At 43.8% G+C, this 15810-nt stretch carries 11 protein-coding genes; 7 read left to right on the forward strand and 4 right to left on the reverse strand.

What is annotated here, in order from left to right:
• Nucleotides 1-5: 5 nt before the first annotated feature.
• Both V6669_RS15600 and V6669_RS15605 read right to left on the reverse strand, forming a co-directional pair.
• On the reverse strand, nucleotides 6-2027 hold the full coding sequence (locus V6669_RS15600) for an ATP-dependent DNA helicase (RefSeq protein WP_338586784.1): 2022 nt from the start codon (nucleotides 2025-2027) through the stop codon (nucleotides 6-8).
• A 59-nt stretch (nucleotides 2028-2086) separates the two neighbouring features.
• Nucleotides 2087-3577 carry a PLP-dependent aminotransferase family protein gene (locus tag V6669_RS15605; RefSeq protein WP_338586786.1) on the reverse strand — a complete coding sequence of 497 codons (1491 nt, stop codon included), beginning with the start codon at nucleotides 3575-3577 and terminating at the stop codon, nucleotides 2087-2089.
• A 147-nt stretch (nucleotides 3578-3724) separates the two neighbouring features.
• On the opposite strand from V6669_RS15605, the gene pdxS reads away from it, so the two are divergent.
• The 7 genes from pdxS to V6669_RS15640 all read left to right on the forward strand — a co-directional run bounded on the left by pdxS (nucleotide 3725) and on the right by V6669_RS15640 (nucleotide 14302).
• On the forward strand, nucleotides 3725-4609 hold the full coding sequence (gene pdxS / locus V6669_RS15610) for a pyridoxal 5'-phosphate synthase lyase subunit PdxS (protein ID WP_200869424.1): 885 nt from the start codon (nucleotides 3725-3727) through the stop codon (nucleotides 4607-4609).
• 204 nt (nucleotides 4610-4813) lie between these two features.
• Nucleotides 4814-7273: a helix-turn-helix domain-containing protein gene (locus tag V6669_RS15615; protein ID WP_338586788.1), complete on the forward strand. Its 2460-nt coding sequence runs from the start codon at nucleotides 4814-4816 to the stop codon at nucleotides 7271-7273.
• A gap of 203 nt (nucleotides 7274-7476) precedes the next feature.
• Complete coding sequence (locus V6669_RS15620) at nucleotides 7477-8709, forward strand: PTS transporter subunit EIIC (RefSeq protein WP_338586790.1); 1233 nt, start codon at nucleotides 7477-7479, stop codon at nucleotides 8707-8709.
• Between the two features lie 19 nt (nucleotides 8710-8728).
• Entirely contained in the window at nucleotides 8729-11002 is a 2274-nt protein-coding gene (locus V6669_RS15625; protein WP_338586791.1) for a glycoside hydrolase family 3 C-terminal domain-containing protein, read from the forward strand.
• A gap of 229 nt (nucleotides 11003-11231) precedes the next feature.
• A complete protein-coding gene (locus V6669_RS15630) occupies nucleotides 11232-12314 on the forward strand; it encodes an ABC transporter substrate-binding protein (protein ID WP_338586793.1) in 1083 nt (360 codons plus the stop codon).
• Between the two features lie 195 nt (nucleotides 12315-12509).
• Nucleotides 12510-13169 carry a TetR/AcrR family transcriptional regulator gene (locus tag V6669_RS15635; RefSeq protein ID WP_338586795.1) on the forward strand — a complete coding sequence of 220 codons (660 nt, stop codon included), beginning with the start codon at nucleotides 12510-12512 and terminating at the stop codon, nucleotides 13167-13169.
• Nucleotides 13166-14302: a choline esterase gene (locus tag V6669_RS15640; protein ID WP_338586796.1), complete on the forward strand. Its 1137-nt coding sequence runs from the start codon at nucleotides 13166-13168 to the stop codon at nucleotides 14300-14302. Before V6669_RS15635 ends, V6669_RS15640 begins: the two co-directional genes overlap by 4 nt.
• Before the next feature lie 126 nt (nucleotides 14303-14428).
• Here the strand turns inward: V6669_RS15640 and V6669_RS15645 are convergent, their stop codons facing one another.
• A complete protein-coding gene (locus V6669_RS15645; RefSeq protein WP_338586797.1) occupies nucleotides 14429-14767 on the reverse strand; it encodes a cupin domain-containing protein in 339 nt (112 codons plus the stop codon).
• Nucleotides 14768-14846: 79 nt separating this feature from the next.
• Nucleotides 14847-15674 (reverse strand): AraC family transcriptional regulator, encoded by an 828-nt coding sequence (locus tag V6669_RS15650; protein WP_289389149.1) that lies wholly within the window; start codon nucleotides 15672-15674, stop codon nucleotides 14847-14849.
• Nucleotides 15675-15810: the final 136 nt, after the last annotated feature.

The following is a 15810-nucleotide window of genomic DNA, read 5'->3' on the forward strand; positions in this document are numbered from 1 at the left end:
ACTTTCTAATTCGTTCGTCGTATCCCCTTATTTTGAACAAATTTCTCCAAAACCGCAAAATCCTCCGTCACTTTTTTGAACGGCAACGTGTTCAGCACCTGTTCCCGGTAATTCTTTTTAGCCGCTGCGCTAAGACGGGAGTCAAGTATGCTGAGTATGCCAAGGTCCGTTTCACTACGGATCAAGCGTCCCGTTCCTTGCCGTAACCGAAGAAGCATGTCCGGTACAAACACCTCCATGAACGGATTCTCTGTTACAGATGCCTTATATTCATAAACAGGATCCGATGGAACAGGGAAGGGCAGACGGAAAATAATGACCTGTGACAGGTCAGAACCCTCGATATTCACACCTTCCCAGAATACACCGGTACCCAGCAGTACACCTTTGCTTTTCCTAAATTCGGCGATGACACTGTCATGGGATGATCCCTCTTTTTGAACATGGACTGCCCATGTGTATTCATTAGCCCTTGAGATCAACTTTTTGTGAATGTACTTCATGTCCTCTTTTGCTGAAAAAAGGATGATTGTTCTTCCCTGAGTTAGATTACAGAGTTGAATCACTTCGTTGTACGCTGCTTCAAGATAGTTTTCGCGTTGATCGTGGTGGTAATAGGGAACTTTGTTCGAAATATACATCATGGCATGGTTGGTGTAATCAAAAGGGGAGGGTTGGCGCTCTAGGAAATCTCCCTTATAACCGAGGGAGTGCGTCATATAAGAATATTGTTCCTCCAGCGTATCCCCGCCTTGGCACAGCGTTGCTGATGTTAGGATTACAGGTACCTTGCCATTAAATAAAGCGTATTTCAGAAATTGGCTTATATCTTTGGGACAGATGCTGATTGTGGCTACTCTAAGGGGACTGCTTGCCCATCTGAGATAGTTGTCCTCAATTTCAGATAAGACACTAATGAGGGTAATAAGCCCATTGATGGCTTCAAAAGCGTCATCGATTTCCCGCTCGTGACGGGAGGTCAAAATGGAAAGGCGCAGACTGAGATCTTTTAAATCGTTTAAGACTTGGTTTAACGGTATTCCTTTGATTTCCGACACTTTGATTCGGTCGTTATCCTGCTTGGCATGGTGGAGCAAATCCGCGTTTACCTGTTTGAAGATGCGCTCAGCGCAGTTTTTGATGAACTTGGATTGTGAGAAGAGACTTTTATCCCCGGACTGTTTCGTTAGAAGCTGCACCGTGGTATCCAGAATGCAGCAAATTCCCCGATAAGTGAACTCAAGTGTTCTGGCATCCCGAACTTTTGTTTCTAGATTATGCGCTTCATCAATGACGATCAGAGCAGGCTGTTCCGAGATGATACTCTTGGTTCCTTCTTTTTTCTTCATCAAATCTCGTATGAGCAAGTCCTGGTTCACGATAATAAAATCAATCTCGTGAGCTTTTGCATTTAATTTCGCTCTCATGTCGTAAAACAAACATGCAGTTTTATGATGACAACGTTCAAATTTGCAATCATTCACGGAAACGTGGGACCATTCAGCATCACTAACCCCAGCTTTAATATCGGCTCTTTCATCAATTTCATAATCTAATATGCGCTGCGCAAGGGTAGACACGGAGGAGTTAGCATCATCAAGACTGATCAATTCCGCTGCTCTACTTCGGCAGGCATACTGACCCATGCCTTTTCCCACGACGGAGCGAACCGTTGAGAATCCCAACCGACTACCAATGATCCTTAAATCTTTATGTATCTGTTCCGAGAGCTGAATGGAGGAGGTAGCTATAATGACTGGTTTCTGAGACATTTGATTCGTGAGCAGGCTTGGGATCAGGTACGCAAAAGACTTACCAATTCCGACACCAGCTTCAATCATGGCATTATGTCCATGGATATAAGCATCGGCGATATCGAGAGACATTTCTTGCTGTCCGATCCGCTCTCTAAGGCCGATTCGGGGGAACCGGTCATATATTCGGAAGATGGCGTTAATCAAAGAACGTTCGATTTCCTTGTCCGGTTCCTGCTTATTAATTTTGTAAAGTTCATTTAACCAATTCATAATGATCGCCCCTCTTCCGAATGATGATCTTCTTGTACTCACTTTGGAGACGATTTACCCTACAATGCAGTTGTAACGGCATTTTTTAATCTGGATACGCCTTCCTGTAATTGTTCATCTGACAAATGTGCAAAAGACAAATAGATACCATACTTCGTACCAACAGACGTTGAACTGCTGACTTCTGAGTATACCACACCTTGTGACCTAGCCGATTCCCGAAAGGCTTCATAAGTGGTCACATTACCTCGCCACCAACCAAACACGTGTAGACCCGCTTCATTCTCCACCCAATCAAACCATGTAGAGAGGTTTTTGTTCAAAAGTTTGAGTAACAGATGGAATTTGCGACTGTATAATCGATTCATTCTGCGCAGATGACGCTCATATTGACCGCTTGTCATGAATGCAGCTAATGCCCGTTGTTCGATCAGGTTGACGGGTCTTGGCTCATATAATGCCTGTGCCTTTCTAAAGGTGTCAGCCAAGGTAGGGGGAAGAACCACATAACCAAGTCGTACTTCTAAAGGCAAGGTTTTGGTAAAGCTACCCAGGTAGATTACACGTCCTGCTTTATCGAGTGTTTTCAGTGGTTCAACATGCATTCCTCGATATCGGAATTCACTATCATAATCATCCTCAACAATCATGGCATCATTTCGCTGTGCCCAGTCCAGCAAGGTTTGTCTGCGTTCCAGGCTGAGCATTTCACCAGTAGGAAATTGTCGTGACGGCGTGACAAACAACATACGTGCTTCCCAGTCTTGAGGCACAACGCCCTGACCATCGAGATTAGCTTCAATCAACTTTGCACCCGCAGCCAATATGGCTTTAGAAATTCCGACATAACAAGGACTTTCTGTCACGACATAATCCCCAGGATCTGCAAGTAATTGAGTGAGTAGAGCTATAGCTTGCATAGAGCCTGCAGTTACTGCAATATGATCCGGATCGACTTGAATGCCCCGCATCCTCCGAAGATAGGCAGCAATGGCTTCTCTCAATTTTGGATCCCCGGTTGAACTAACCATGGCAGATGTTGTTTTCAGGTGATGCTCACGCTGCCTTATCTCTGCATACAATCGATTATTCCATTCATCGTAAGGAAACTTGGAGAAATCAGGTTGATATTTGCTAAAGTCGATCACTTCATCGCTATTCATTCTGGAATCATGTGTATGAGCATTGGCTGGTGCATTTCTCTGAATCGTCTGCTGTTCAAACTGCTGAATACGATTTCCCCAGGCGGATAAGTGATGGGTACAAGCTTTCACGGTGGCCGCATTATTGTTCAAATCCAACTGATAAGCAACAAAGGTTCCTCTTCCATGCTCTGAATGAATGTAACCTTGAGCAGTCAACGTATCATAGACCTGATTCACAGTTCCTCTGGAGATGTGATACGTCGCAGCTAACTCTCGAGTAGAGGGTAACTTCTCGCCATGTATAAGATTACCTTCATGAATTGCATCACGAATGGCATGATATAGAGCTTTCATCTTCGTATATTTTCGGTTCAGATATGAACTGTAAGCTACATGAAATTGCATAGGACCTCCAGAGTTATTATTGAAGTGGTACAATAAAAACCAAAAATATTGGATCTTTTTATATGACCATTCTCATTCTATACTAAATCATAGATTAGAGCGATGCCTTTATTGAAAACCACCCAAAAGTTAATTAGGAGGACTACAATCATGCAAACAGGTACAGATCGTGTAAAAAGAGGAATGGCTGAGATGCAAAAAGGTGGCGTCATCATGGACGTTATGAATGCAGAGCAAGCTAAAATTGCTGAGGCGGCAGGGGCAACAGCTGTTATGGCTCTTGAACGGGTACCTTCTGATATTCGCGCAGCCGGCGGTGTAGCTCGTATGGCAGATCCAACCATCGTTGAAGAGGTTATGAAGGTTGTTTCTATTCCAGTTATGGCTAAAGCACGTATCGGTCATTACATAGAAGCCAAAGTGCTTGAATCCCTAGGTGTGGACTATCTCGATGAAAGTGAAGTTCTTACTCCTGCAGACGAAGTGTTCCATATTGATAAACATGAATTCACTGTACCATTTGTATGTGGAGCCAAAGATTTGGGAGAAGCTCTTCGCCGTATTGGTGAGGGTGCATCCATGATTCGTACAAAAGGTGAGCCTGGAACGGGCAACATTGTTGAGGCAGTTCGTCATATGCGTCTAATTAACAGCCAGCTCCGCAAAGTGCAAAACATGTCCAAGGACGAGCTGTACGCTGAAGCGAAAAATCTGGGTGTAGCTTATGAGTTGCTGCGCGAAGTTCATGAAAACGGCAAACTTCCTGTCGTTAACTTTGCAGCAGGCGGTGTAGCTACTCCGGCAGACGCAGCATTAATGATGCACCTTGGAGCAGACGGTGTGTTTGTAGGATCGGGTATCTTCAAATCCGATAGCCCTGAGAAATTCGCTCGTGCAATCGTTGAAGCTACAACACATTACACGGATTACAAACTGATTGCCGAAGTATCCAAAAACTTGGGCGCCCCGATGAAAGGGATCGAAATTTCTAAATTGGCTCCAGAAGAGCGCATGTCCAACCGCGGTTGGTAAGATAGTAGTGCATCTAGTTGAATAGGTAGTTTGAATATTTATATAGAAAAGCCGATCAATTGAACCTTAATTGATCGGCTTTTTGTTATTACTGTTTAGTTTGTTGATATCTTCAAAATGCTGTGCCTATAATAATCGGTATGAAGGAAGGTGCAGACAATTCGCTATCTATATGAGTTTATTCAACATCAGGACGATCTGCCTATGAAACTCTTCGTGAACTCGGTAAAACATATTGATTTCCATTGGCACAAGGAAGTGGAGGTTGTATATGTTCTCCACGGTTCAATCATCATGTATCTGGACCAGCAGCAATATACACTGCATGAAGATGATGTGATTGTGGTTAACAGTATGTCCGTCCACAAGATCGAACGAACCAATCAGGACAATGTGTTATTAACATTGCAGTTCGGTCCCGAGTTGATGAACAATAATGCGTTTATCTCCTGTAACTCTGCTATGAACGTGGAACAAAACGCTCCTCACCTGCAAAGTATTAAACAATATCTTGCGCAAATGGTGTGGGAGATCAACAAAAAAACGCCGGGTTATCAAAATTTCACAATGGGCAGATTACAGTTGTTATGCGGATGCCTGCAGAGGTATTTTTCCAGTGGAACGAATTCCGCATTGGAAGATGGTAGCAGGGATTATGATTATAAAAGACTGAACAGGGTCCTCACATATATTGATTTACACTACAATGAGAAGATTACACTGCAGGATATGGCGCATTCTGAACATTTAAGTTTGCATTATTTCTCTCACTTCTTCACCGATAAAATCGGGATACCTTTCCAAAAGTACTTGACGCTCATTCGCTTGGAGAAGGCTCAGGCTCAGCTGGCAGCAAACGATAAAAACATTTCGGAGATCGCGCTGGATTGCGGATTTGCCAATGTAAAGCTGTTTAACAAATACTTCAAGGAAAAGTACGGCTGTACGCCAGGTTCCTATCGGGAAGCTTCTCGTACACCGGAACTCCATCAGTTGAATGTGAACCGCAAACCCAAAACGTATGAGGAGTCTTCAAGCGGAGATTATTACGAGATGGAAACGTTGAATGCGATTGGTTCACTGTATCGATATCTGGATGTTAAGGTTGATGCCGGTCAGGACACGCTCTCTGTACCGTCTGCACATCTGTCAGACCAAACTTGTATTGAAATTCGTGCGGATCAGACGTCATCTGTCTACGAAAAGCACTGGAATATGACCATGACGGCAGGGAGAGCCATTGAAGGTTTGCGTGAAGATTGGCGGAAGCAGCTCTCGGCGCTGAAAGGAAAAGTACCTTTTCAATATATTCGATTTCACGGCATCTTCAATGACGAGATGATGGTGTACAGCGAGAACGAGCAGGGCACTCCCCTCTATAATTGGTCTTATGTGGACAAGTTGTATGATTTCCTGCTGGATCAGGGCGTTCGGCCATTTGTGGAATTAAGTTTTATGCCGAGCCAGCTGGCGAGATCCAAAGAAACGCTGTTTTGGTGGAGGGGGAATATTAGCCCGCCATCCGACCCTGCCAAGTGGCAGGCGCTTGTTGGTGAATTCGTTCGCCATTGTTTGAATCGTTATGGGGCGGAAGAAGTGAGGCAGTGGTATTTCGAAGTATGGAACGAGCCTGACCTGGCGGGTGTTTGTTGGGCAGGAAGCAAGGAAGAATACTTTACGTTTTACGAATCGACCGTTCATGCCATCAAATCGATTTTGCCGGAACTGAAGGTGGGGGGGCCAGCTATGGGTTACGGATCTCTCTGGAACGATACCTGGGCTGAGGAATTTTTGTCCTATTGCCGCAAGCGGGAAGTGGCTCTCGACTTTTATTCGTTCCACATCTATTCGGAGTATCCAAAGCTAAAAGTTGAAGACGATCGTTTAACGCAAATCATGCCGCCTGCTTTTTATAAAGAGAGTATTGCACTTATGCGGCAAAAAATGAATGCGTCATCGTACGGTCATGTTGAACTTCATGTCACCGAGTGGAACTTTTCGCTGTATGACCGTAACTTGCTGCACGATACCATGTTCATGGCTCCGTTTGTCATTTACCACACCATGAACACACTCGGTGACGTGAAAGCGATGGCTTTCTGGTCCTTTACCGATGTATTCGAAGAAAGTATCGTTCCCGCTTCTCCTTTCTACGGAGGTTTTGGCCTGATTAACCGCGATGGGCTGAAGAAACCCAGCTATTATGCATTTGAGCTTATGCAAAAGCTTGGGGATGAGCTGATGGTCAAGGGAGACGGTTATGTCGGAACCCGAAAAAGGGATGGAAGCATGCAATTTTTGTTCTATCACTATGTGCATGTAGACCAGCTGTTTGCAAGTGGGGATTGGTCGGAATTATCCAGCTCAACCCGCTATGACGTATTTGAGGAAAAAGGCAGCAAAGCTTATGAACTTACCCTGAGCAATCTCGAGGGACCTTATAAATGCACCAGTTATCAACTGGATCGGGAGCATGGATCGGTATTTGATGAGTGGGCCCGCATGGGATCGCCCTATTCCTTGACGGAAGAAGAAATCCTCTTTTTAAACGGGAGGAGTGGACCCGTGATGGGGACAGAGATGATTAGAGATGAAAGTTGGCACAGAGAAATTTTGCTTCCACCGCATGGGGTAATGCTGCTCATTTTGGATAGACAATATTAAAAAAAAGTGCTTTTAAGACATCCTTTCAGTAATGAAGGGATGTTTTTTGTTGTTTATTTCTTGTTCAGGCTGGCAAGCTAGAACTATAGCGATAGATTGGGCAAAAAACGAACCATGATGCGGCAAGTTCCAACAAGAAAGCGTTAACACAAATCGATATACTATGGTTGTGGCAGCTTAGAGGAAGATAGGGGGAGTTTTGGATGAAGCGTTTCATGAAATGGATGACAGATTCGTTTGCGCCAAGATTGGAGGCGTTTACGAACAATATTTGGGTTTCTTCGATTCAAGAAGCCATCATGGTCGCCATTCCGATGATTTTCATCGGTTCGATTATTACATTGATTTCGATTTTACAGGATTTCATTCCGGGAATGCCGGACCTGACACCTATCACGACATTCAGTTTCGGTTTGCTGGGGTTGTTTATTGCTTTTTTGACGCCTTATGTCGTGATGGAAAAAAGAGAACGACACAAAATCAAGTTGCTTGCGGGAATGACGGGGATATCTCTGTTCGTTATGCTGCTTAACCCGACAGTAAACGAAGACGGTACCATTCAGTTCATCCTTGAACGATTTGGACCCTCGGGGATGATTACAGCACTGTTGGTAGGTGTATTTGTCGCTCTTGTAATGATTATGTGCAACAGATTTTCGTTCTTCAAAAAGGGGTCTTCACTTCCCGAATTCATTATGGACTGGTTCGATTTTCTCGTCCCGATCGCCCTGGTATTAACAACAGGATGGTTGCTTGTATATCAGCTTCATTTTGATATTTTTGGACTGATCGTGAACGTATTTGAGCCGATCAATGCCGTAGGGCAAAGTTTAACCGGATTTTTATTGTTCAATTTCATTGGTGTTGTACTGTATTCTTTCGGCGTAAGCCCGTGGGTCATGACACCGATCTGGTACGCAATCTGGATACCTGCAATCGAAGAAAATGCAGCTCTTGTCGCAGCGGGACAAGATCCGGTCAATATCAACACATTTGAAACCTTTTTCTCCGGCTGGCTGGGTATTGGCGGTATGGGTGCGACCTTGCCGTTAGTGGTTTGGTTCCTGATGGCACGTTCGAAAAAGCTGAAATCTGTCGGCAAGGCGACGATTATCCCGTCCTTGTTCAACATTAATGAACCTGTCGTGTACGGAGCACCGATTGCCTTTAATCCGTTACTCATGGTACCGATGTGGATTAACTCACTTATCACACCGGTGATTGTGTACTTGGCTCTCGACTGGGGATGGGTACGGATCCCGAGCCAGATCTTCCAGCTATGGTACACGCCAATCGGCCTGTCCACCTATATTATGTCCGGACTCAATGGGCTTATCTTGCTGGCGGTCGTCCTGGTAATTGTATTTATTGTCTGGTTTCCGTTTTTCAAACTGTATGATGCACAGGAACTGAAGAAAGAACAAGAACAAAATTGATATCAGAAGGGTGAGTACTATGGATAAATCAATCAATGAATTGTTGTCGGCATTAACACTGGCGGAGAAAGCTTCGCTCTGCGCAGGATTGAATATGTGGATGACAAAAGGAATCGAGCGGTTAAACATTCCGCCAGTTCATATGTACGATGGGACAAACGGCATCCGTAAAACAAACAGCGATGAAGAAATGGGGATTACATCGGAAAATGTACCCGCAACTTGTTACCCTACGGGTTCAGCCATCGGTTCTTCGTGGAATACGGATTTATTGTATGAAGTCGGTGTGGCACTGGGACGTGAATCCAAAACCATGGACGTTGAGCTGCTGCTTGGACCTGGAGTCAATATGAAAAGAACGCCGCTTGGCGGAAGAAACTTCGAATACTATTCGGAAGACCCATACTTGACGGGGGAACTTGGAGCGGCGTTTATAAACGGGATCCAAAGCGAAGGCGTGGGCGCTTCTGTCAAACACTTTGCGGGTAACAACCAGGAGTTCGAGAAGATGGTAACCAGTTCGGAAATTGATGAGCGAACGCTTCGCGAGATTTACCTGAGCGCTTTTGAACGAATTATTAAGAAATCCGACCCTTGGACGGTTATGTGTTCCTATAACTTATTGAATGGAACATATACAAGTGAGAATGAACATTTGCTGCATGATATTTTGAGAGAAGAGTGGGGTTATGAAGGTGTTGTTCTATCCGACTGGACAGCTGTCAATGATCGCATTCGCGGTCTGAAGGCTGGGCTTGATCTGGAGATGCCGGGTCCTGCCAATTACAATGCCAAAGCGATCATTGAAGCGGTTCAGAACGGAAGCCTTGCCGAAGAACAGTTGGATCGAAGTGTGGGCCGGATTTTGAAACTGGTTGAGCGGGTAACGGGCAAGAAAGACAAGGATTCTTCTCCAGATTCGGACTATCATGCACTCGCACGTAAAGCGGCGGCCGAGAGTATTGTGCTTCTGAAAAATGAGAACGCGATTCTCCCGCTAGGGCAGGAGTCCATTTCGTCGATTGCCGTGATCGGACGGTTTGCCAAAAAACCGAGAATACAGGGAGCGGGCAGTGCAAAAGTAACGCCTACAAAAATCGATATTCCATGGGACGAGATAAAAAATCTGGCTGGTGATGCCATGACCATGACTTTTGCAGAAGGGTACCCGGAGGATGACTCCATCAATGATGAGCTAATCAAGGAAAGCGTATCATTAGCCATGAATTCCGATGTTGCTGTACTGTTTGTTGGCCAACCGGAATATGCGGAATCGGAGATGCATGATTTGCAAGGCATTGATCTTCCCGAGCATCAAGTGAAATTGATTCTCGCGGTAGCCGCGGTTCAACCCAAGTGTATTGTCGTAACGAGCAGCGGTTCCGCACTGGCGATGCGTCCATGGGTACAGCATGTACCTGGTGTGATTCATTCTTGGTTGTCGGGTCAAGGCATGGGTAAAGTGATTGCAGATGTATTATTCGGACAGACAAATCCTTCGGGCAAACTCTCTGAGACATTCCCTGTCAAACTGTCGGACAACCCTTCACACATGCGAATTCGCGGGGAGAACGGCAAGCTGTATTATCGCGAAGGTCTGTTCGTGGGTTATCGATATTATGACCGGAAAGAACTGGCACCACAATTCCCGTTTGGACACGGATTGTCTTACACATCGTTCTCCTATACGGATCTGGAAGTGGCTCAGACCCATAACGGTGTTACTGTGTCCTTCCAATTGAAAAATACCGGAAAGCGCAAGGGAAAAGAAGTTGTTCAATTGTATGTTCACGATGAAGAGTGCACATGGACCCGTCCAGAGAAAGAATTGAAAGCTTTTGCTAAAGTTGAACTGGAGCCGGGTGAAAAACGCAAGATTACTTTTGAACTGGAAGAGAGAGATTTCTCATATTACAACACCAAGTATAACCGTTGGGTGGCTGAGACCGGATTTTTCCAAATTTCACTTGGTAGCTCGTCCAAAGATCTCCGAATTACGGAACGTCTGCATTGTGACTTTGGTAAGGAAGAAATCACGTTCCACAAATTCAGTCTGCTCAGTGAGTGGATGAGTGATCCTGTGGCGAAAAAGGAATTGGAGCATTGCCTGAATGAAATGAACGAGCATGTTACGGACAAGGTATATCTTAACGAGGAGTTTGTGGGATTCTGGGCAGATTTCCCGATGATCAAAGTATTCCAAATGTTCGGTCAGCAATGGATGAACGAACGTTCACCTGAAGAAGTTATTCATGAACTTATCGCCAAAGTTAATCAGGCACGTAATGAATAGATAAATAAAAGAGAAACCAAGTTCAATTCCGTACAGGGGAGATGAACTTGGTTTTTTTGTGAGCCCAAAATAAGAGGCACCATATGAGGATCTCTTTTAATTCATCAGACGAATGATATTGATTATTGTTCTCATTTACACACTTCGACATTTACTGTATACTGACAATAGTTATTTTACATATTGGTCTAAACGACAAGAGAGAATTCAAAAGGGAGAGATTATTTACATGTTGGTATCCGTTAAAAAAGGGATGTTTCTTTGTTTGATTACTGCAATGATTCTGGTGCTCGCAGCGTGTTCAAGCAACAATGGTGGAAGCGAAGATGCAAATGGAAGCTCACAGCAAGCTACGGAGAGCAACGCCACGAATGATGCAACAAATGGGGAACAAACCGATGCAGACGCTTCTGCACCTGCTGAAACAACTTACCCGGTAACCGTTTCAAATTATACAACAGAGAACGGCACATGGGTGAAGAAGGATCAAACGTTTGACAAGGCACCCGAACGAGTAGTTGCCAATACCCAAGGTGCAGCCGAGCTGATGATTCGCCTTGGTTTGACAGACAAACTTGTAGGTGTGGCTGCGTTGTTTGGTAGTGTACCTGAAGATATTGCTGATGAGTTTAAAAAAATTCCTGTGCTTGCTGAAGGCTATGTAGGTAAGGAAGTGACGATAGGCGCTACGCCTGATCTGGTTGTAGGGCGTGGTGGATTGTTTGAGGATGCGGATTGGGGTGTTGGTACAGTAAGCAGCTTGAATGATATGGGGATTAAAACGTATGTACAAAGCACCAGTGTTCCTGATGCATCGTTAGATAGTCTGTATCAGGATATTACTGAATTAGGTGAGATATTCAACGTACAAGCCAATGCAGCGGCATATATTGAGACGCTTAAAGCACGCGAGAATGCCTTGTCCGCCCGAGCTAGCTCTGAAACGATCAATTATGCATCATTTTCGGATAATGGTGATGGAACTATTGGAATCTACAACGGAAATGGTGATACGTTTATTGAAAGTGCAATGTCATTAATCAATATGCATAATATGCTGATTAATGAAACGGGCACACTCAGTCTGGAGAAGTTAATCGAGATTAATCCGGATGCGATGATTATTTCGAGGTATGCAGGTGGCATTGATCCTGAGCAGACGATTGAAAAGCTGCTTGCCAACAAACAGGTACAAAACATTAACGCAGTTAAAAACAAAAAAATCTACATTATTGATTTCAACAACTTCTGGGGTTACGGGGATTCCATCTTCACAGGTGTAGAAGGACTCGCGGATGATCTCGGGTTGTAAATCAGTACCATTAAAAGTCGCTATTTTAGCGGCTTTTTTTTGTTATCAGGAACCCAATTCCTGTCTCAAGCTGATCCCGGTCGGCCCGCCGAATGATAATGAGTTTCTGAACAATCTATCTTAATACGATTTGACTTGTGAATGTATTATCAGTATAGTGTGAATCAGTTCACACTTCATATTAAGGAGTAATCTATGCCCAAAAATACTTTCTTTCGTTTAGACGAAGCAAGGCGCGAGGAAATATCGAATAGCGCTATGCATCTTTTTGTTAATAACCTTTACGAGGATATAACTATGAAGATGGTTTTGGATAGTTTGTCCATGCACCCCGGAACATTTTATCGATATTTTGAAGACAAAGATGACCTTTATTGTCAATTAATACGTAATGTGACCCAGAAAAGAGCTGCATATTTTAGTAACAGTAATGAAGATTCCCTTTACAGCTATTTCCTTACTGGCTTATTTGGTAACGTTAATGGCATGGTGACCGAGCCGCTGAATGAGTTGGAAATCAAACTGACTAAAACATTTTCATATATTCCTGAGGACATTTTGCTTAAAGTATATGTGAATGTGTTAAAGGGCGAGTCATTCCCCATGATCAAGGACATTTTACGCCGAATGAGGGTTGATGGATATCTCCGACCGGATGTTGACGACGACCTGATTTCTTTTATGTTTGAGTCAATGCAGCTTAATTTAATCTTGTTTTTTAGAGAATTCGATATTAAGGACTCTAAGCTGCAACATAAGATCAGCAAATACTTTGCTGAATTTATGGGCCATGGACTGCTTGAAGATCATAAATATTCTGAAATGGTTAACGATCTCAAGGGGGAAAGAAAATGAAAACCTATAATGCATTTCCAGAACCAATTGGCGGCTATACTGTTGGTCGAACCCAGATAGATTTTGAGTACACGGCATCAGATTACTCCAAAAGAGAACTGACCGCTTTTGTGTATTATCCGTCCGACAGTAGCGAAGGTAAGACTACATCAACGTACATGTTTCCTGAAGTCTACGAGATGTTTAATGAGCAGCCACTTGTCACTGCGTTGAAGGATGTTTTCTCTATAGATATCAAGACCCAGTGTTACGACGACCTTGCTCTCTCCGGGAAGCAAAAGCGCTATCCGGTGTTATTCTATGTTTGCGGTGGAGGCGGTTCTCCAGAATGGGGTACAGTGCTCTGTACAGACTTGGCAAGTATGGGGTATGTTGTGGTAAGCATCGGCCATCAGAATAGCACGATGTATAAACGTAAAGATGGGCGCCTGTTTAATGTATCCAAGGATTTTTCGGATGTCATTACAGCGTTTGGTGAAGATCCGGAGATGCTGGCGTTGGCTGGTAAGATGGAGATGCGTCCTGACGATGAAACTGCCATTGAGATGTGCCGTAACGTGCTTGCACTACCGATACTTTCCAAGATAACAGAGTATAGTGAATCACAGGCAGAAGATGTAAGGTATGTAGCCGATTATCTTTACAAACTGGACTCTGGAGAGCTGAATTCCATCTTTAAGGGCAGATTGCTGCTTGACATCGGCATGGGTATAGTCGGACATTCTTATGGAGGGCCTACGACGGCGATGGTTTGCCGGGATGACGACCGGTTCGCCTGCGGGATTGGCTTGGATAGCGGTGCGTTTGGTCTTCTTGACAGCGATCTTAAGAAACCCTTCTTGTTACTGTTTTGTGAACCTAACTATAATATGAATGCAATTATTGGCGTTAACAATAGCATGGAAACCTATTATTTCTCAGTTGATCGTGTTGCACATTTGGATTACTGTGACATCTTGTTTACCAGTGTTAATGAGGAACACAGAGGCGAACGGGATGCTATGGAGATGCGAAATATTGTTACAGACTATGCGAAGAATTTTTTTGATCATTACTTACTGCAGAAGGCAGCAAGTGTGGAAAGCCTGGCATACGATGGTGTGGAATTGATCAAGAAGACCAGCAACAAGTGACATAACCGAGAGATTGCTGATTAATAGCTAGCCGTACAGACGCAGAGCCGATAACCCCTATTACGCGGTTATCGGCTCTCTGACTCTGATATTGCAAATTGACATCCTGGTTCCAATAACTGACGCTTATTCGGCCTTAGTCCCGCCAGTGTTTACTTCGCTTCCAGGTTCCATCAACATGATATGACATTCCTTTTCGGCGGAAGGCTTGATCTCAACTCCCTTGGGAACAATGTACATCTCACCTTTAGCAATCTTCACTTGCCCATCACGAAAATCAATTATCATTTCCCCTTCGAGCACAAAAAATAACTTGTCAGTCTCCTCATGAACATGCCACTCAAAATCTCCAGCAATCTTAACGATCTTAAATTGATAGTCATTCATTTCACCAATGAGTTTGGGAGACCAAAGATCGTTTAATTTCGCAAATTCCTCATTCAATTGAATAGCTTGATAGTGCATCGTCATTCCTCCTGTGTATTAATCCTATATGTTCAGTATACTGATCTAAGCTTTTGTATAACATGGATGCCTATTGAAATCAGGATGGATTATTGATGAACTTCAGACGATACTCCGTAGGAGAAATACCACATTGTTTCTTGAACACTCTGCTAAAATAAAAGGGGTCAGTAATGCCAACGGTCTCAGCAATCTGTTGTACAGACGCATCACTTGCCAATAACATTTGCTGTGCCATGTTTATACGATATTTCAAAACATATTCTGCCGGACCCATACCCGCATGTCTTCTAAACACGTAGGAAAGTCGATTTCGATTAACGTTATTTTGTTCTGCAAGCGATGCGACAGTCAGACTTTGATCATAGTATTCTTGGATATAGGTAGAGACCCGTTCGAATAAAACATCTGATTCACCACTATTTTGCCTATGATCAACACATATTAAAGTCTCATTCAGTACATCGCGAAACAGCATCTCGGTCTGAAACTTTGAAATACCTCCACGCTGATTATACACATGCCAAAGACGCGTGATTAATTCGATCAGACGTGGGGACTGACCCGTTGATAATTCAAAATGCTGATGGGAAAAGCTTGTCTCTTCGAGGTCCGAACTACATATCCGGTATAAAACGAGGATGTATTCCCAGTCCGTTCTATGAAACACGGTTTGATCCAGTTTCATTTTCGCGCCCCCATGTACAACTTTTCCTGGTGAAAAGATATAGGGCGTACCATCAAATTGAAATTGTATTTTTCCTGTAAGAGGAAATACAAATCCAGGAAAAGAATCGGTATAGTCAGCCGGGGGAACCCCTGGATTTCTAGCATATCGATATACTCCTTCTACTTGAAAAGGAATGTGTGCAAAATGCGCTGCTAACTGATTAACGTCTACTTTCACATTACGTACCTCATTTCAAAAGTGTTTGCCGGTCATTCTAAGATAAATCGTTGTGCACCTTACTCCAACATTATTGATAACGATTATCACTGTCAACATATATAATGATAAAGAAAGCTCTTTTTTTACATATGGG

This window comes from Paenibacillus sp. Y5S-9 (genome assembly GCF_036894235.1).
GTDB lineage: Bacteria > Bacillota > Bacilli > Paenibacillales > Paenibacillaceae > Paenibacillus.